We start from the raw sequence: 17,633 nt of genomic DNA, 5'->3' as shown, positions 1-17,633 counted from the left end.
TAGGATTTTGAAGCGTCGAGGTTTCGAGACACATCGAGCGGATTTGGAGAGACAAGTCCGGTCGTCCGTATGGGAATCCTCGAATGGACGTCCCCAATCACGACGGCGAGTCCTTGACCAGTTGGGGCAGTGAAGGAGAATCAGTGCATGATCAGCGCAGCGAAGGTTGAGGGTTTCCTGGTTCGGGTGGGGGGTCGGTCGCGAGTTGAGGTCGAGCAGTTGCTGCACAATGCGGGCGTTTTGCTCAATGTTCATGCCGAGACGCTGCTCGCTCACCCCGCGTTCGACAACTCAGAGGGTCAAAGCCTTCAAATCGTGGAGCGAACGGTAGGGGAGCTTGGCTTCGATCACGGAGCGGTTCAGTCCCTGGTCTTCACCGCTGCGAGGAACCAGGGCCTCGCACTCTGTCCCTTGGTGACGGGCCCTTACCTCCGATTGGCAATGATGGGCCAGTCGAACGCGCCGGACTCCGTCTTGTCCGCAGGCCGCGCACCGACTGGAGCAATCCACGTCGCTTCCGGGCCGTTGAGCGAGGGCGTGGGGTATCCCACGGGTTTCTACCTCCGTGTCGTGGACGGGCAGGCCTGGCTGAGGGGTTATCGGTGCGATGACACATATGTGTGGGAGCCAGACCGTCGACTCGCATTCGTATTGCCAGGTGGCTAAAGGGACGCGAGCCCATTTTCTGACCAGGGAGGACTAGCGATACCCATGCGAAATTACGTAACGATGGAGGATCCTCTGGCGGGCGCGTGAGCCTTCAGCGGCCTATGAAGGTTCCCACTTCAGGACGGCGTCGCGGAGTTCCGCTACGGACATCTCGCTGCCGAGGCGCAGAACCGGCAGGTCTAGTTGGTTAAGCCATGCCTCATGAGCCGCACGGCTTCTGCCGTCGAATGCTGGGTCGTCGTAACCCTTTGCCCAAGTCAGGAATTCGGACCACGCCGCCTCGTCGAAGTCTTGGCCGGCCCGGCGCTGCGCCTCGCGTGCTTCGAGGCGTCGCAGCCGCTCACGAGAGTCGAGCGTCAAGAAGACCACGGCATCGCACTCTGCAACGATGCTCTCCCCCCAGCCCATCATCGACCCGGACAGGACCCAGGCCTCCCGGGGAACGAATACTTGGCGCATCAGGGCCAGTCGAGCATTGTCGGGACGCTTCTCGACGTACGGCGGGACGCTGGGTACCCAGAAATAGTCATCGGCGTCCGCGTGAGGAACCGACCAATAGTCAGCCAGCGCCCGACCGAACGTTGTCGTTCCGCCACCGCTCGCCCCCACCACATGAACCCTCGCACGTTGCATGACTCAATTATCGGGGTGTGGGCACGTGCAAGAATGCAGGCGGTGGGCGCTTTTTCCTGTAAGAAAGTTCCGTCTCGTGAGCCGGTGGGTCATTGGGGCCTCCGGCGTCCGTTCAGGGATCGGACTACGGGCGCGCATCTCATAGCCACCCCAATGACTAAGCTACGTGTTTGGATGAAGCATGACCACCATCAGAGTAGTGAAGGCGAAAGACCTGCCACTCACCGAAGTCCTTGAGCTATATCGTGCGGTGGACTGGCTTGCCTACACTAAGGAGCCTGACAATCTAGCACGAGCGCTGGAAGGATCTTCCACACTCGTGGCCGCTCATGATGGCCAGACGCTGGTTGGACTAGCGCGCGTCATTTCCGATGGTGCTTCGATTTGCTACCTCCAGGACATCCTCGTTCGGCCGTCGCATCACAGAAGAGGTATAGGACGAGCTCTCGCTGAACGAGCGCTCGGACAGTACCCGCATGTGCGTCAGAAAGTCCTAATCACCGACGACGAGCCGAAGCAGAAAGCGTTCTATGAAGCGCTTGGCTACGCCCAGACCGAGGAGTTCCAAGGAGGATCGGTCAGAGCTTTCATCAGATTCGACTGAGTACCGACGTCCGGTAAAGGGTCCTTTGCCGGGCACTTACCTATTCCTAATTGATGCTTTAGGCGCCGTTCGCTGGAAGCTACGACCTTCTCTGACGGTGCCCGGCTGAAGATTCCCTGACGAAGGTTCGCGCCCACCCTCGCGTGTCTGGTTTTGGCCCCTTTGGCTACGCCGTCAAGCGCTGTTCAAGGCGACTGCGCACGTGGGGCCATTCTTCGCGCAGTATGGAATAGATGGCCGTGTCGCGCCAGCTGCCGTCAGCCCGACGTTGGACGTGTCTGAGCACACCCTCCGGTTGTGCACCTATCCGCTCGATGGCCGCCCGTGAACGCAAATTAACCACATCGGCCTGCAGGCGGATCCGCTCAAAACCGTGGGTAAATGCAGCGCTCAGCAGGAGCCGTTTAGCGTCCGCGTTCACCCCGCTTCCCCATAAGTGGGGAGAATATGCGGTCCACCCAACGTGCGCAGACTCATTTTCCAAGTCGAAGTCCCCCAAGGTGGTGGTGCCAATAACCCGGTCGTCCTCGGAACGGAGGCATACGGCATACACATTGCTTTGCTGCCACGGCAACCACTTGCGGAGGAACCCTGCCCACTGCTCGAAGTCGCCACGGTAAGCCCCCATACCTCCACCCCAACCGCCGGCGAAAACTTCGGGTCTTCCGATGGCAGTGAACAAGGCCGGCAGGTCCTCCTCTGTCAACGCGCGAAGAAGTACGACGGTACCTTCAAGACGGGCCAAAGGGTCAGGGCGGGAAGCAACCATGCCCTAATCATGTCAGGGCGGATAGCGCACTCTAATTGGTCGACGCATTGGCGGCCCGACTCCTTTCGAATCCTCAGGACCCGGCCCTTGTTAGCCCGCCCGTAAGCCGGTCCCCTTCGCTACTACCCGGCTAACGTGTGGTTCTGCGGGGCAGGAGTTCGAGGTGTCCCCGTATACCCCGCCCGCAAAAATGCCGGTGAAGGTGCCCTAAACGGTACACACCCCAGATTGTCTCGTAACCCTTGGGAAACGAGACGGCTCAACGAGCGAATAGACGTCTGACCGCCAAAGCCGCAGATTTTCTAAGGAATTTTGGACGTGATGGCAAGGGCGATTCTCGCAACAATGTCTCATAAGTTCATAGCAAAAATCGGTACTCATCCTTAGTTATGAGACAGGTGATCGGCGTCGACTGAGATGATCAGTGCGAGGCCGGAAGTGGAAACGTTTCTTGGTTCGGCAGCCTAGCGTCTTGAAGAACAACGGCTTTGCAAGACAAACTTCGCCAGCTCGGAGGATCCGCCCGAGGGCTACAACGAAGTCGTCAACTGCGTGACCCAAGCCGGCTCCTCCTCGGTGCGCTCCCTTCGGTCGGCACGGTAGGTGGCCGATTACTGTGAAGTGTGACACGGCGAAGAAGGGTCCTAAGGCCACTTACCGACTTCCCCGATTGCCACTATATTTGGCGCATGCACCCTCTGGAGTCGATCGGGTTGGTCTTTTTAACGGCGCTCCTATGGCTCGCCTTCACGCTACTGATGCTTTCACGGATTAATGTCGCCGAGCGGCGGGCGCTGAGGCGGGCGCGGAAAGCCGACCGCATGAAGGCCCGCCGGGCGAGGCATCCGGCCGTTTCGGAGGGGTCGGGCCTGGCACGTCGGCACCGGCTCAGGATGCTGAAGCGCCACTCCACTTCTGCACCGCCATCGCCAGGCTGATCCGCTGCCCGCTTCGGGGCAGAACGTATCAGTGGTGCATTCAGGCGCTGTATTGCGGGGTCAGCGACCTCGTCGAAGTCTGAAAGCGAAAGCCAGGAACGTTCGACTCTTTACGTTGCTTGCCGGCACAGGTTCTGCTCATCTGCTCCGCAATCTCTGAAGAGCGCCGGAGGCTCTTCAGGGTAGTGACCCCAAGCGCTGGGGATTACTCGGCGAGCTTGGCGACGGCGTGGCCCAGAGGAAGAACTTGTTGGTGCCCAGGTTCTTGACGGCCTTGATCTTAAGGGCTTCCTTGAGCTTCTGGGCGTCAGCCTCGGAGAGGACCTTGTTGCGCCATTCCACCACAACGTCCAGATATTCAGCACGAGGGCTATACGGCGGCTGTGGGAGCCGGCAACCAGGTCCGCCGCAACGCGACGACTGTGATGTCATCGTCCTGCTCGCCGGTCGGGGCCAGGGCCCGGGACGCCGCAGCAAGTGCGGAGGGTGCAGGATGCCGGGCCACCATGTCGGCCACGTCATCGAGGGCTTTCAAAGTGCCGTCGTAGAGGTCGAGGATCCCGTCCGTGAAAGAAACCAGCACGTCGCCCTCGTTGAGGGTGGTGGCATTTGTCCGTCAGCTGCCGAGACCGAGGGGGAGTCCTTTGCCCAGCAACTTCCGGTAGCGAAAAACCCGACGGCAGAGCCGGGGCATGTCCGTCGCCTTACGGACATGCCCCTCGTCGTCCAGTTGTCGTCAGTTGACGCCTTGGATAATGAGGACCCGGTAGTCGGCTGCTGCCTGCCGGTGCGGGAGCGCCGCCTGGTATGCGGGGCTGTTATACCAGGCCAGTGCGTCCTCCACGGTCGGGAACTCGTTGACGAGGATTCCATCAAGCGGCGTCCCCTCGAGGGTCGTGATCGCCCCGTACGCGATCACCGGAGTGATCGGATGTCCGGCCCTGGCGGCACGAGCGGCAGCGGCATACACGTCGAGCTCGTCCGGATCAGTTACTCGTTCACGGAGCATGACGACGTAGGCGCTCATGCGGCCAGCCGTGCGAGCTTTACCAGCAGAGCATCGGCGGCCGCGGAGGAAGATGCCGGGTTCTGACCGGTGATCAGCAGGCCGTCTTCGACGACATAGGACTCCCAGTCACCGATCTTGGAGTAGTCACCGCCGAGCTTGATGAGTTCGTCCTCGACCAGGAACGGGACGATGTCGGTCAGTTGGACGCCCTCCTCTTCAGAGTTGGTGAAACCGGTGGCCTTCCGGCCGGAGACAAGCGGGGTGCCGTCCTCGTTGCGGGCATGGCGGAGAACGCCGGGGGCGTGGCACACGAGGGCAACGGGCTTGCCCGAGCGGAGGAACGTCTCGATCAGGGTGATGGAGTCCCGGTCCTCCGCGAGGTCCCACAGGGGACCGTGGCCGCCGGGGTAGAAGACGGCGTCGAAGTCGGCGGCATCGACGGAGTCGAGGCGAACTGTGTTGGCCAGGGCCTGCTGGGCTTCCGGGTCGGCTTCGAAACGGCGGGTATCGTCTGTCTGGCTTGCAGGCTCATTGCTCTTGGGGTCGAGCGGCGGCTGGCCACCCTTGGGAGACGCGAGGGTGGTGTCGGCGCCGGCGTCCATCAAGCGGTAGTAGGGCGCCGCGAGCTCTTCGAGCCAGAATCCGGTCTTCTTGCCGGTGTTGCCGAGCTCGTCATGCGAAGTGAGGACCATGAGAACCTTCATTGTGAGACTCCTTAGTAGACCGGTCAACGAAAAATGGTACGAACCTCGGGCTGCCGGTGGGCACGAGGAAGCTTTCAGCATTGCAGGAGGTGTTTGGTGAGGGGCATAGCGTTGTCCACGGGAGTGATGTCCCGGCGGATCTTGGCCATTACGTTGACGTCCTGCGGTTCAATACGGGGGAATGCCACGAGGGGTCAGCGCCAGCCGAGTTGCGGCGCCACGTGAGTCAGGATCGACTCGATGACGTGGGCGTTGTAGTCGACACCGAGCTGGTTCGGGACCGTGAGGAGCAGGGTGTCTGCCGCGGCGATCGCCTCGTCCTCGGCCAGCTTCGCGGCCAGCTCGTCCGGGGCACCCGCGTAGGACCGGCCAAAGACCGCACGCGTTTTCTCGTCGATGTAGCCCACTTGGTCGGAGCTGCGGCGGTCGCGGCCGAAGTATTGCCAGTCGCGCTCGTCCGTCAGCGCGAAGATGCTGCGACTTACCGAGACGCGCGGCTCCCGCTCGTGCCCCGCCTCTTTCCAGGCCTGCCGGTAGAGCTGGATCTGCTCCGCCTGCTGGACGTGGAAGGGCTTACCGCTCTCGTCGTCCTTGAGCGTGGAACTCTGCAGGTTCATGCCGAGCTTCGCCGCCCAGACGGCAGTGGCGTTCGAGCCTGAACCCCACCAGATGCGCTCGCGCAGGCCCTCCGAGTACGGCTCTACGCGCAACAGGCCCGGAGGGTTCGGGAACATCGGGCGGGGGCTGGGCGCAGCGAAGCCCTGGCCCGTGAGCACTTCGAGCAGGCGCTCGGTATGCCTGCGGCCCATGTCGGCGTCCGACTGGCCCTCCGCGGGGGCGAAGCCGAAGTGGCGCCACCCGTCGATGACCTGCTCGGGTGAACCCCTGCTGATGCCCAGCTGCAGTCGGCCGCCCGAAATCAGGTCGGCCGCGCCGGCGTCCTCCGCCATGTAGAGCGGGTTCTCGTAGCGCATGTCGATCACGCCGGTACCGATCTCGATGCGGCTGGTCCGTGCCCCGATCGCAGCGAGCAACGGAAACGGGGAGGCGTATTGCTGTGCGAAGTGGTGGACGCGGAAGTAGGCGCCGTCCGCCCCCAGCTCCTCGGCGGCGACCGCGAGATCGATGGCCTGCAACAGCGCGTCCGACGCGCTGCGCGTGCCGGACTCCGGGTGGTCGGTCCAATGGCCGAAGGACAGGAATCCGATGTTCTTCACACTCGGAGCCAACATGACGGCGGTGGTTCCTATTCCCCGCGCTCCCTCGGTCTCGAGCCCCCGGGCAAGCGGTGCCACCCGTCCAGGTTCCGCCTGACGAGGCAGTTGCACCACAGCGCGTCCCGTAAAGGGCTCGTGACGTGCCGCAGCGCACCGGACAGGCTCGCCAGACAGCATCGGCCGGGTACACAGGGAGCCCCTGTGTACCCGGCCGTGGTCCCGATCCACCCGCTGGCGGAACCGGAGGTCGCTTACGCCGCCAGCGGCATCGCCTCATGGCCGGCCTCGACGACGAGCGACTGCCCGTCGACCGAGACGGCCACCTGGCCGCCGGACTGGAGGTCCGATGCCACGAACAGATCCGCGATCCGGTCGTCCAGCTCGCGCTGGATCACGCGGCGCATCGGCCGGGCTCCGTATTCGGGCTCGTAGCCGCGTGCCGCGATCCAGTCCACAGCCGCTTCGCTCACCTCGAGAGTGATGCCCTGGGACTGCAGGCGGGCCTCCGTCTGGTTCAGCATCAGCCGAACGATCCGGCGCAGCTGCGCCTGGTCCAGCTTGCGGAACAGGACGATCTCGTCGATGCGGTTGAGGAACTCCGGCCGCATCGTCTCCCGCAGCCGGCCCAGCACCCGGTCCCGCAGCGCCTTCTCTGAGCCGAAGCCGTTGCCCTCGTCCGCCTTGGATACAAAGCCCACTGCGCCGCCCTTGCTGGCCAGGAACTCCGAGCCGAGGTTGGAGGTCATGATGATCACCGTGTTGCGGAAGTCCACCATGCGGCCCTGTCCGTCGGTGAGCCGCCCGTCGTCGAGCACCTGGAGCAGCAGGTTGAACACGTCCGGGTGGGCCTTCTCCACTTCATCGAGCAAGACCACGGAGTACGGGTTACGACGCACGCGTTCGGTCAGCTGCCCGGCTTCGCCGTAGCCGACATAACCCGGAGGGGCTCCGACCAGTCGGCTGACGGTGTGCCGTTCGCCGAACTCGCTCATGTCGAAGCGCACCATTGCATTCTCGTCCCCGAACAATGATCCGGCCAGCGCCTTGGCGAGTTCTGTCTTGCCCACACCCGTCGGGCCGAGGAACAGGAAACTGCCGACAGGCCTTTCCGCGTCCCCCATGCCCGTTCGGCTACGTCGGACCGCCCTCGCGATCAGCGTCACGGCGTCGTCCTGCCCGACGATCCGCTGATGCAGTTCGTCCTCGAGCCTTGCCAGGCGTTCCCGGTCGTCTTCCGTGAGCCGGCTGGCCGGGATTCCAGTGGACCGGGAGATGACCCCTGCGATCTCTGCTTCACTGACGACAGCCCCGGCGGCGCCGGACGCCCCAGGTGCACTGGAAATCGCACCGGAAAGCTTCCCGTTCACTGCTTCGATCTCATCCCGCAGCCGCGAGGCCTCTTCATAGCGTTCCGCGGCGACGGCATCGTTCTTCGACTTTTCCAGGGCTGCGAGCTGCTCGCGAAGGACAGCCACGTCGGTCTGTGAGCCGAGTTTGAGGCTCAGCCGCGCACCTGCCTGGTCGATGAGGTCGATGGCCTTGTCGGGCAGGAAACGGTCCGTCACGTAGCGTGAGGAGAGTTCGACGGCGGCGCGGATCGCCTCGTCGGTGTAGCGGACGCCGTGGTGTTCCTCGTACCGTCCGCGCAGGCCGTCAAGGATCTGTACGGCGTCCTCGATGCTCGGTTCGCCCACCTGTACGGGCTGAAAGCGGCGTTCCAGCGCCGCATCCTTTTCCACCTTGCGGTATTCGCTCAGGGTGGTGGCGCCGACGAGGTGAAGTTCACCACGCGCCAGGCGTGGCTTCAGAATGTTTCCGGCGTCCATGCCCCCTTCCCCCGCGCCACCCGCTCCGACGACCGTGTGAAGTTCGTCAATGAACAGGATGACTTCCCCGGCGTGTGCACTGACCTCGTCCATCACCTTGGTCAGGCGCTCCTCGAAGTCACCGCGGTACCGCGTCCCGGCCAGCATGGCCGGGAGATCCAGGGCGATAACGCGCTTGCCGCGCAGCTGTCCGGGCACGGCGCCAGCAACGATCGCCTGGGCCAGCCCTTCAATGATCGCGGTCTTGCCCACGCCGGCTTCCCCGACCAGGACAGGGTTGTTCTTGGTGCGCCGGGCCAGGATCTCGATGGTCTGCTCGATCTCGGAACTCCGGCCGATCACGGGGTCCAGGCCGCCTTCGCGGGCACGCGCCGTGAGGTCGCTGCCGTAGCTGTCCAGGGTCGGGGTGTCAGACCCGGCGGCAGCTGCCTTCGGCCCTTCCGGCTCTTCGCCGGTGGGCGTGGCCCCACGCGGGACGGACTGCTCGCGCGGACCGGACTGCAGAGACTCGGGCGTCACCCCCGCCGCTGCGAGTACCTGCCCGGCCGAGGCCTCCTGATTGACGACGAGCGCGAAGAACACGTGTTCAGGATCGATGTAGGTTGAGCCGAACGCCCGGGCAACCTGGTAGGCGTCGAGTAGGGCGCGCTGGGCCGACGGCGTCAGGGCCAGCGTCGCTTCCGCGCTGGCGTTTGCCTGCTCCGGGAGACGCTCCTCGGCAGCCGTGGCGATGGCAGCAGGCTCCGCGCCTGCGTGGCGGATATAGCCGGCGGCCGGTTCCCTCTCGACCATGACACGCAGGATGTGCAGGGCGTCCACATGGATATGACCGTGTTCCGCGGCGAACTCCGCGGCACGCCCGAGCACCTCATGGGTGCGCCGGCTCAGCAGCCGGGTGATGTCCATCGGGTGCCCGGTGCCGGCGGCGCGCTGGCCCTGGAGGTAACGGGCAAGGAACTCGTCGAACGAGCCGTGACCGGACTCCGCCGGGCCAAAAAATGCAGGCATGAAACCTTCCAAAGAGAGTTGAGTGTACTTGACTCAACGTTGGAAGAAAGGATTTATTCCCCGGGGTATCAACGTCAACTGGACTGGCCGAGGCTGACGACGAGGTTGATCGCCACTGCGACCACGAACGTACCGAAGAAGTAGGAGAGTAAAGCGTGCCCCAGGGCGATCCTGCGGGAGGGAGTGGATGACTCGTTCACATTGCTCGCGCTGTATGCCATGCCGATAGAGAATGCTGCGTAGGCGAAGTCGCTGTACGACGGGTCCTCGTCCTGGTTGAAGCGGAAGCGATGGCGATCGTCGTGGTAGTACATCCGGGCGTACTTGAACGCGTAGACGGTGTTGACGAGGGCCCACGCGAGCACCACGCCGAGAGCCGCCAGGATCGCCGCGGCCACGCCGACGGCGTCCTTCTGCTGGCTGCGGATCAATGCAAAGACGACCGCCACAAGACTGACGAATGTCGCGCTTATGATGAGGGAGTCAACGAGCCGTCGAGACCGGCCTTCCTGGAGGGCGAGTTCACCCGTGGCCTCCGGACCAGCGGGCCACGCCTTCGTCCACGCCCAGACCAGGAAGACGCAGCCGGCGACAGCCCATCCGATCAGGGGCGCGAGTTCGGGAGCACCGAGCAACGCCGGAACGAGTGCGATAACGAGGCCGATGATGGCCGAGACTAAAGCCTTGTGATCTATGTGGGACATTGGAGAATTTGCCCTTCAGCCTCGATTGACCGCGAAGGGGTCCAGTGGCCCGCCGCCTGGGTCAGAGCGAATCTCAACATCACGGAATGTCTCAGGACCGACCGATTCCTTTGTGTTCACAAGGAACCGGGCGGTTCACTGTCCCCGATTGTACGCGGACATGCTCGGGCCCTTCATGATGGATTTCAATGAGTCAGTGATGGGCGTCCAATCTCGCGACATTTTGTCGTCTCATGCGCAACCGACATGGCCAAAAACCGCGACCGACCACTGCCCGCACTCACTTGGCAGTGAAACCGCGGGGACTTCGAGGCCCACCTGCGGGCATACTGGCCGTAAGAGCGGTTCGTATGCCCGCAGATGATCGGGCGTTGCGGGTTATTTGGCGGTATCCCCCTTGGGGCCGGCGCCGATGGACCAGACGCGCGGGGGAGTCGTGCCGTTGACGGCGTAGTCGCCCACGATGCGGGCCTTGAAGACCCACGGGTTGTGGCTGGCAGCAGTGCGGGCATTGCGCCAGTGCCGGTCCAGGTTCTTCTTGGTGCTCGTGCCGGAGGCGGCGAGGGCGTCAAAGATGTCCGAGGTGGCACGGGTGGAGAGCTCGGTCAGGATGACCTGCGCCTGGGCGGTTTCGAGTTCGGCCAGGTCGTTGAGGCGTTCTTCTTCCTCGGGGTTGTCCAGGAAGGCGCCGTCGTAGGCTCCCTGCAGCGCGCGGGCGGCACGTTCGAGGGTGGCTTCGGCAGCGTAGGCGCGGGCGGAGACCTGGCCGACGACCTGAAGGATTTGCGGGTCGGCGGCGAAGGAGTCGGCGTTGCCGTGGGAGAAGATCCTGGTGCGGTCGCGGACCTCGGCGGCGATTTCCCGTTCGGCGGCCTTGATGCTTCCGGCCAGCACGGCCAGGAGTACGGCTTGGTAGAACGCTGTCTGGTACTTGAATCGCGTGTCGAAGTCGATGACGTTTCCGGCCTCGACCTCTGCATCCGTGAACGTGCTGGTGCCGGAGCCTGTGGTGCGCTGGCCAAAGCCGTCCCAGTCGTCGGAGTGTGTGACCCCGGGCTGGTGGGCGTTGACGACGGCGATCACCTTGACGTCGTTATCGGTGCGCTGCGCGAAGGTGTCAATCCAGTCGGCGAAAATGCTGCCGGTGGAGTAGTACTTGGTGCCGTTAATCCGGAAACCGCCGGTGGTGCTTTCCGGGTCCGGGCTGACCTTGGTGATGACATCGCCGATCTTAACGGTGCCCACCTCGGTCCAGGAGTTGCCGGCGATCTCGCCCTTGACGAATCGTTCCAGCCACACGGCGCGCTGCTCGCCGGTGGAGACCAGGCGGTCCTCGACGAACGCGAAGTGCCCGCGCAGGGCCTGCGGAATGTTCGAATCGGCTGCGGCGAGTTCGGTGAGCAGGCGGAAGAGCTGAGGCAGGGAGGCGCCGGACCCGCCGTCGGACACGGGTACACGGAGGGCACCGAAGCCTGCCTGGGTGAGTTCCTTGATTTCGGCGAAGGGCAGCCGGTGGTCCTGTTCGCGGGCGCTGGCGCCTTCGGCAATGCGTGCGAAGATCGGACGGAACCGGTTGGCGAGGGTCTCGTAGTCGACCTGGTCGGTGGCGGCGGTTAGTGATGTCATGGGATTGCCTTTCGTGAACGCTGGGAGGGAATCGAATGCGTTGGCCGTTGGAGAACGTTTAAGCGGAAACGGGTTGGGCCGCTGCGGCTGGTACGGGGCCGGCAGGATTCCGTGGACCACCGGACTTGCTGATGGCCAGGGCCGCCGTGAACAGGCCGGCGATGACGACGGCAGTGATGCCCGCCAGGAACCATCCCGCCGGCCACGCGCCGGAGAGCCCCAGCAGCGCCGGCGCCGTCGTCGTGATTTGTCCTGTGAGGACGGCCGCCCAGCCGGTGAATGCCGAGAGGGAGGATTTTCCCCGGGCCAGGACAAAGAAGAACAGGGACCACAGGACCGCCCAGCTCAGCCACAGCACCGACAAGAAGGGGTCTTTTGCAATGTTGGCGGCAGAGTAGAAGACGGCGAGGAGAGCTACCAGGGCGCAGAACCAGCCGACCCCGGCCGACTCAAGGTTAAGCACGGCGTTGAGCCCGACGTAGAGGTACGTGATGCCGAAAAGGACGATGCCGGCAGCTCCCAGCAGCAGTTCACGGTCACCCCCGGCGGCAGCAGCCAGGAGCACGGCCAGCAGCAGCTGAAGGGTGCCGATGACGATGTTGAAGACGCCGCTGTCACGGGCCGGGATGCGGCCCAGAAGCCCGAGGCCGTTGATCAGGAGGGCAGCGCCCGAGAGGATCAGGCAGATATAAGACATGGAATATTTCCGTCCACGAGGACGCCACGCTGAAGCGGGGCTCGATGCTTGCCGCAGCGCTTTTGCGAAGCGGCCGGATCTTCACCTGGGGCACCCCACCACGAAGAGGGTTGCCGTCCAACAAGCCAGGGCTCAGTGCTGGAACTCTTGATCTGTAACTAGGACACTATGGGCGCGGGCCGGGCGCGACAAGAAAGTTGACCCCGTATGAAGGGAGGCAGTGAAGGCGCTGAGCATCTGCCGCGGGGATGAGGGAAAAGCCGGTGTCGTCCTGATCTTAAGCGGTGACGGGATAGCCATTGCAAGGAATCAGCTGGAAAGCGGATTCAGCAACAGCGCGGCGCGTGGTCAACGACTGCGACCAGTCCGGTTTCTCGCGGTTCCCACCGGCGCGGGACCGGTGGAGCCCCGGACCGTGAGGTGGGTGGGCATCACGGACCGGTTCCGGGTCCCGCCGCCCGCCAGGGGGTTCAGCTGGGCCAGCAACATGGACACCGCCACCCGGCCGGCCTGTTCAATCGGGGAGGCCATCGTGGACAGGGGAGGATTGCAGAAATCGGCGCCGAAGATGTCGTCGCAGCCCACAATGCTCATGTCTTCCGGGACACGGAGGCCGCGTTCGCGCAGGCGCTGGAGCATGCCGATGGCGATGAGGTCGTTGAACGCGATGCAGGCCGTAACTCCTCTGTGCACAGCGGCATCAGCGGCTGCCGCACCGGACTGTGTCTTGGGGGCGAAAGGTCCGAGCATACGCACATCCACTCCGCGCTCCTCGGCCGCCTCTGCCAGGGCAGTCCAGCGGCGGGTGCTGGACTGCGAAGTAAGCGGCCCGGCAATGTAGGCGACGTCGGTGTGGCCCAACGAGATGAGGTGGTCGAGGGCCTGGGTGGTGGCGGAGGGTGTGTCGATCAGGACTGCGGGCACCCCGGGGACGTCGCGGTTAACCGTGACCATTGGCGTCTTCGCTGCAGCGGCCAGCAGTGCCTCGTCACTGAGCCGGGAGGCAGCCACCACGATCCCGTCAGCACTCCTGCGCAGCTGCTCCATGGTGCTGGCTTCCACTTCATCGGATTCCTCCGTGTCCACCAGCAGCTGGGTGTATCCGACGGCCTTGAGTTGGAGCTGGGTACCCCGGATGAGGTCGAAGTAGAACGGGTTGGTGATGTCAGGTACCAGCACGGCCACGGCACCGCTCCGCCCGGAGCTCAGCGCCTTGGCCTGGCTGTTAGGAATGTAGTTCAGCTGCGCTGCGGCGGCCTCAATCCGCTGGCGCGTCCGGATATTGACACGGCCGGGGGTGGAGAGCGCCCGGGAAACTGTGGAGGCCGCGACGCCGCAGAGCGCAGCGACATCATGAATGGTGGGCGGGCGGTCCACTGCTGCTGGTCGCGTCGTAGCCACGGCGCTCCTCTCTGAACGTGTCGGCCGGGCCGTCCTGGCCAGCTTGAACGGGCTCGCCTGTGACTGCCACCACAGGGGTGGTCAGCCAAGAATGCCATAACTGCCCGCAGCGTGGCAACCGGTTGTCATTCGATGGCAGCCCTAGCTAAGCTGAAGCACACACCGTATGTGAACTGCCTCACCGCACTGGAGCCGGAATGCGAGCTGCCCGCGCGGCGGCCACGAAACCCAGGAGACCACGTGAGCACAACAAAAACCGCAGTCTGGCCGCTCTCAGGCTTCGGCGACGAGATAGATCCGGATCCCGCGGTGCAGGCCGCCGTATTGCTGGCGTTGGGCGCAAGCCACATCGAGGTTCGCAGCGCCTGGGGCACCAACGTCTCCGAACTGGAACCGCAGCAGGTTGCTGTGCTCAAGGAAATCCTCGACGAAAAAGGCCTGAAAGTTTCGGCCGTGGCAAGCCCCATCGGCAAGGTGGACGTGAGCCTGCCGATCGAACATGAGCTTGAGCGACTCCGCCAGATCATCTCCGTGGCAAACGGCCTGGAAACTAAATACATCCGCATCTTCTCCTTCTTCCGGGCCGATGGCCGGAGCGCCGCAGACATCCGCGACGACGTCATGGTCCGCATGAGCGCCCTCGCGGCGCTGGCCGCGGAGTCCGGCGTCGTGCTTCTGCATGAGAACGAAAAGGGTATCTACGGCGACACCCCCGAGCATGTCCTGGACATCATGAAAACGGTGGATTCCCCGGCGCTGCGCATCGCTTGGGACAACGCGAACTTTGTCCAGGTGGGCATCAAGCCCTACACCGAGGGCTACGCCATGCTGCGCCCTTACCTTGAGTACTTCCAGGTCAAGGACGCGCTCGCCGCCACGGGCGAGGTGGTGCCGTCCGGCGAGGGCGACGGCGAACTGGACTCCACCATCGCAGCCCTGAAAGCGGATGGCTATACGGGATTCGCCTCACTGGAACCCCACCTGGCCAGCGCCCACGAGCTCGGCGGCTTCTCGGGGCCCGCGGCCTTCGGCAAGGCAGCCCGCGCCTTCGCCGCGGTTGCCGCGAAAAACGGGGTTGCGCTCTCGTGAGGACCACAGCGGCAGTGATCGGCTGCGGCGACGTTTCCGCCGTGCACCTCGAAGCGCTGGCAAAGCTCGACGGCGTCACGCTGGCCGCGGTCTGCGACACAGACCCGCAGCGGCTGGCCTCCGCAACCGACACCTGGGGCGTCCCGGGCTACGCCAACCACCTGGCCCTCATTGAGGCCGTCAGGCCGGACGTGGTGCACATTTGCACTCCACATGACCAGCACGCATCGGTGGCCGCCGACTGCCTGGAGCGCGGCGTCAATGTCATCGTGGAGAAGCCGCTGGCCCACACCCTTGCGGAAGGCCGGCGCCTGGTCGAAGCCGCCTCGGCCGGCCGGGCGAAAATCGCGGTGTGCTTCCAGAACCGTTACAACGCGACGTCACAGGCCATGCACTCCCTGCTGTCATCGGGCGAACTGGGGGCGGTGAAGGGAGCCTCGGCAACAGTGATGTGGCAGCGCTCCGCCGAGTACTACCAGAACCGGCCATGGCGGGGGACATGGGCCGGCGGCGGGGGAGGGCTGTTGATGAACCAGGCCATCCACACCGTGGACCTGCTCCAATGGCTGGTAGGCGACGTAGTCGCGGTCACGGGCAACGTGTCCACCCGCTTCCTGGGCGAGGCCATAGAAGTTGAAGACACCGCAGAGTTCGTGGCAGAACATGCCAGCGGCGCCCGGAGCGCGTTCTATGCCACCCTGGCCAATGCCTTCAACGCACCGGTGACTCTCGACGTTGTCACCGAGAAGGCGGTGCTGAGTCTCCGCGGTGCCCTCACGGTCACGCACTCCGACGGACGCGTGGACATCGTTCCAGAGCGCACGGGCGGCTCCGGTGGCCGATCCTACTGGGGTGCCTCCCACGAGCTGCTGATCAGCGACTTCTATGCGCGCCTGCAGGACGCCGATCCGTTTTGGATCAGCCCTGCCGAGGCGCAAAAATCGCTACGCATCATCAAGGACCTCTACCGGCAAAGCTACCCGGAGTCCACCTACACATTCTCCTGAGCCGGCATGGAGCAATCCATGCCGCGGTTGGGTGCCCGGAGAGGCACGTCGGGCCCGACCCCCAGAAGCGGAAAACCTTGCCATTCTTGACAACCGGTTGCCAAGCGCGGCAACAGTCCGTACTCTGAATGTCACCAGGCCGGTGTGGCCAACACCACACCGGCCTTCGTCTGCAAGTCTCACGTTCGACAGATTCAGGAGCCAACAATGAAGTTAGGTCCCAAAACGGCAGCAGCCGCCCTTGCTCTCAGCGCATCCCTCGCCCTGACCGGTTGCGGCGGTGCTGCCAACTCCGGTCCGGCCGCCGCCGCCCCCACAGCACTGACCCTCGGCACTATCCAGGACGTACGTTCATGGGACCCGGCCCAAGCGCACGTCGGCCATGTCCTGCAGCCGTACCAGGCGGTGTATGACACGCTCATCCTGCGAGAGCCCGACGGCAAACTCAGCCCGATGCTGGCCACGGCGTGGAAGTACAACGCCGGCAACACCAAGCTCACCCTGGACCTGCGCTCGGACGTGACGTTCAGCGACGGCGCCAAGTTCGACGCCGAGGCCGCCAAGGCCAACATGGACCACTTCAAAACAGCCAACGGTCCACAGATGGCTCAGCTCGCCTCCGTCAAGGACGTGACCGTCGTGGACGCCGACACCATTGACGTCAACCTCACGGCGCCGGACCCGGCGCTGGAGTATTCCCTGAGCCAGGCCGCAGGCCTGATGGGCAGCCCCAAAGCCTTGGGCACCGAAGGCATCAAGACCGAACCGGTCGGCTCCGGCCCCTACGTGATGGACAAGGCGGCGTCCGTCAAGGACTCACAGACGGTTTTCACTGCCCGCAAGGATTACTGGAACAAGGACCTTCAGAAGTACCAGAAACTGACGTTCAAGGTCCTGACCGACCTCACTGCCCGCACCAACGCCCTGGTCTCCGGACAGGTGGACGCCACCCTCCTGGATCCCAAGAACGGCAAGCAGGCCGAGGGCGCCAAAATGAAACTGGCCGCCAACGAGGTTGACTGGCAGGGGCTGCTCCTCCTGGACCGTGAAGGTGCCAAGAACCCGGCGCTGGCGAACGTCAAGGTCCGCCAGGCCATCAACTATGCCTTTGACCGCAAGACCATCCTGGACCAGGTCATGCTGGGTCAGGGCACCCCGACGTCGCAGCCGTTCGGCAAGGCCAGCGGCGCCTGGATGGAAGAGCTGGAAAACTACTACGCCTACGATCCGGCCAAGGCCAAGCAGCTTCTGAAGGAAGCAGGCTTTGAAAAGGGCGTCATCCTGGAGATCCCGAGCGTGCCCGGTTTCGAAACCCAGATTTCCGTCATCACGCAGCAGCTTGCGGACGTCGGAATCACCCTCAAGGTCGGCGCGGCACTGACCAACACGTATACGGCCGATATCGCCGCGCAGAAGTTCACCACCATTTTCTTCTCGCTCTTCCAGGGCCAGCCCACGGTTGCCATGGACCAGATCGTCTCCACCAAGGCGCTCTACAACCCCTTCAAGAACAAGACGCCGGAGCTGGAGGCCAAGATCGCCGCCGTGCGCAACGGCGGCGCCGATGCAGGCAAACTGGCGCAGGAAGTGAACAAGTACGTAGTTGTACAGGCGTGGTTCGCTCCGCTGTTCCGCGTCAACCAGATGTACTACCACAACTCCAAGGTGAACGTGACTCCGCAGATCCAGCAGGCCGTTCCGTCCATCTACAACTACTCCCCGGCCAAGTAGG

16 protein-coding genes and 1 riboswitch are annotated in these 17,633 nt (G+C 64.0%); of the genes, 4 read left to right on the top strand and 12 right to left on the bottom strand.

What is annotated here, in order from left to right:
- Nucleotides 1–768: 768 nt before the first annotated feature.
- The gene (locus QFZ65_RS12690; protein ID WP_306910925.1) at nt 769–1,302 is read right to left on the bottom strand and encodes a hypothetical protein; all 534 of its coding nucleotides are present in this window, start codon (nt 1,300–1,302) and stop codon (nt 769–771) included.
- A gap of 181 nt (nt 1,303–1,483) precedes the next feature.
- Here QFZ65_RS12690 and QFZ65_RS12685 point away from each other — a divergent pair, with 181 nt between their 5' ends.
- Nucleotides 1,484–1,906, top strand: a complete 423-nt coding sequence (locus QFZ65_RS12685) for a GNAT family N-acetyltransferase (RefSeq protein WP_306910923.1) — start codon at nt 1,484–1,486, stop codon at nt 1,904–1,906.
- Between the two features lie 166 nt (nt 1,907–2,072).
- Here QFZ65_RS12685 and QFZ65_RS12680 read toward each other — a convergent pair whose 3' ends face one another.
- The 11 genes from QFZ65_RS12680 to QFZ65_RS12630 all read right to left on the bottom strand — a co-directional run bounded on the left by QFZ65_RS12680 (nt 2,073) and on the right by QFZ65_RS12630 (nt 13,805).
- Nucleotides 2,073–2,675, bottom strand: a complete 603-nt coding sequence (locus QFZ65_RS12680) for a GNAT family N-acetyltransferase (protein WP_306910921.1) — start codon at nt 2,673–2,675, stop codon at nt 2,073–2,075.
- Nucleotides 2,676–3,790: 1,115 nt separating this feature from the next.
- Complete coding sequence (locus QFZ65_RS12675) at nt 3,791–3,955, bottom strand: hypothetical protein (protein ID WP_306910919.1); 165 nt, start codon at nt 3,953–3,955, stop codon at nt 3,791–3,793.
- Nucleotides 3,956–3,983: 28 nt separating this feature from the next.
- On the bottom strand, nt 3,984–4,196 hold the full coding sequence (locus QFZ65_RS12670) for a SpoIIE family protein phosphatase (protein WP_373427586.1): 213 nt from the start codon (nt 4,194–4,196) through the stop codon (nt 3,984–3,986).
- A 153-nt stretch (nt 4,197–4,349) separates the two neighbouring features.
- Entirely contained in the window at nt 4,350–4,640 is a 291-nt protein-coding gene (locus tag QFZ65_RS12665) for a DUF1330 domain-containing protein (RefSeq protein ID WP_306910917.1), read from the bottom strand.
- The gene (locus tag QFZ65_RS12660) at nt 4,637–5,326 is read right to left on the bottom strand and encodes a type 1 glutamine amidotransferase domain-containing protein (RefSeq protein ID WP_306910915.1); all 690 of its coding nucleotides are present in this window, start codon (nt 5,324–5,326) and stop codon (nt 4,637–4,639) included. Before QFZ65_RS12660 ends, QFZ65_RS12665 begins: the two co-directional genes overlap by 4 nt.
- A gap of 194 nt (nt 5,327–5,520) precedes the next feature.
- Complete coding sequence (locus QFZ65_RS12655) at nt 5,521–6,543, bottom strand: LLM class flavin-dependent oxidoreductase (protein ID WP_306912571.1); 1,023 nt, start codon at nt 6,541–6,543, stop codon at nt 5,521–5,523.
- 251 nt (nt 6,544–6,794) lie between these two features.
- Entirely contained in the window at nt 6,795–9,377 is a 2,583-nt protein-coding gene (locus QFZ65_RS12650) for an ATP-dependent Clp protease ATP-binding subunit (protein ID WP_306910913.1), read from the bottom strand.
- A 74-nt stretch (nt 9,378–9,451) separates the two neighbouring features.
- Nucleotides 9,452–10,081: a DUF1345 domain-containing protein gene (locus QFZ65_RS12645; protein ID WP_306910911.1), complete on the bottom strand. Its 630-nt coding sequence runs from the start codon at nt 10,079–10,081 to the stop codon at nt 9,452–9,454.
- Between the two features lie 378 nt (nt 10,082–10,459).
- Nucleotides 10,460–11,707, bottom strand: a complete 1,248-nt coding sequence (locus QFZ65_RS12640) for an acyl-CoA dehydrogenase family protein (protein ID WP_306910909.1) — start codon at nt 11,705–11,707, stop codon at nt 10,460–10,462.
- A 58-nt stretch (nt 11,708–11,765) separates the two neighbouring features.
- Entirely contained in the window at nt 11,766–12,404 is a 639-nt protein-coding gene (locus QFZ65_RS12635; protein WP_306910907.1) for an AmiS/UreI family transporter, read from the bottom strand.
- A gap of 39 nt (nt 12,405–12,443) precedes the next feature.
- Nucleotides 12,444–12,557: riboswitch (SAM riboswitch) on the bottom strand.
- 195 nt (nt 12,558–12,752) lie between these two features.
- Entirely contained in the window at nt 12,753–13,805 is a 1,053-nt protein-coding gene (locus QFZ65_RS12630; RefSeq protein WP_306910905.1) for a LacI family DNA-binding transcriptional regulator, read from the bottom strand.
- Between the two features lie 240 nt (nt 13,806–14,045).
- On the opposite strand from QFZ65_RS12630, the gene QFZ65_RS12625 reads away from it, so the two are divergent.
- The 3 genes from QFZ65_RS12625 to QFZ65_RS12615 all read left to right on the top strand — a co-directional run bounded on the left by QFZ65_RS12625 (nt 14,046) and on the right by QFZ65_RS12615 (nt 17,632).
- Complete coding sequence (locus QFZ65_RS12625) at nt 14,046–14,894, top strand: sugar phosphate isomerase/epimerase (protein ID WP_306910903.1); 849 nt, start codon at nt 14,046–14,048, stop codon at nt 14,892–14,894.
- Nucleotides 14,891–15,901, top strand: a complete 1,011-nt coding sequence (locus QFZ65_RS12620) for a Gfo/Idh/MocA family protein (RefSeq protein WP_306910901.1) — start codon at nt 14,891–14,893, stop codon at nt 15,899–15,901. The genes QFZ65_RS12625 and QFZ65_RS12620 overlap by 4 nt, the downstream gene beginning before the upstream one ends.
- 207 nt (nt 15,902–16,108) lie before the next feature.
- Complete coding sequence (locus tag QFZ65_RS12615; protein ID WP_306910899.1) at nt 16,109–17,632, top strand: ABC transporter substrate-binding protein; 1,524 nt, start codon at nt 16,109–16,111, stop codon at nt 17,630–17,632.
- Nucleotide 17,633: the final 1 nt, after the last annotated feature.

It is taken from the genome of Arthrobacter sp. B3I9, from assembly GCF_030816935.1.
GTDB lineage: Bacteria > Actinomycetota > Actinomycetes > Actinomycetales > Micrococcaceae > Arthrobacter.
This window is presented reverse-complemented; position numbering and strand designations above follow the sequence as displayed.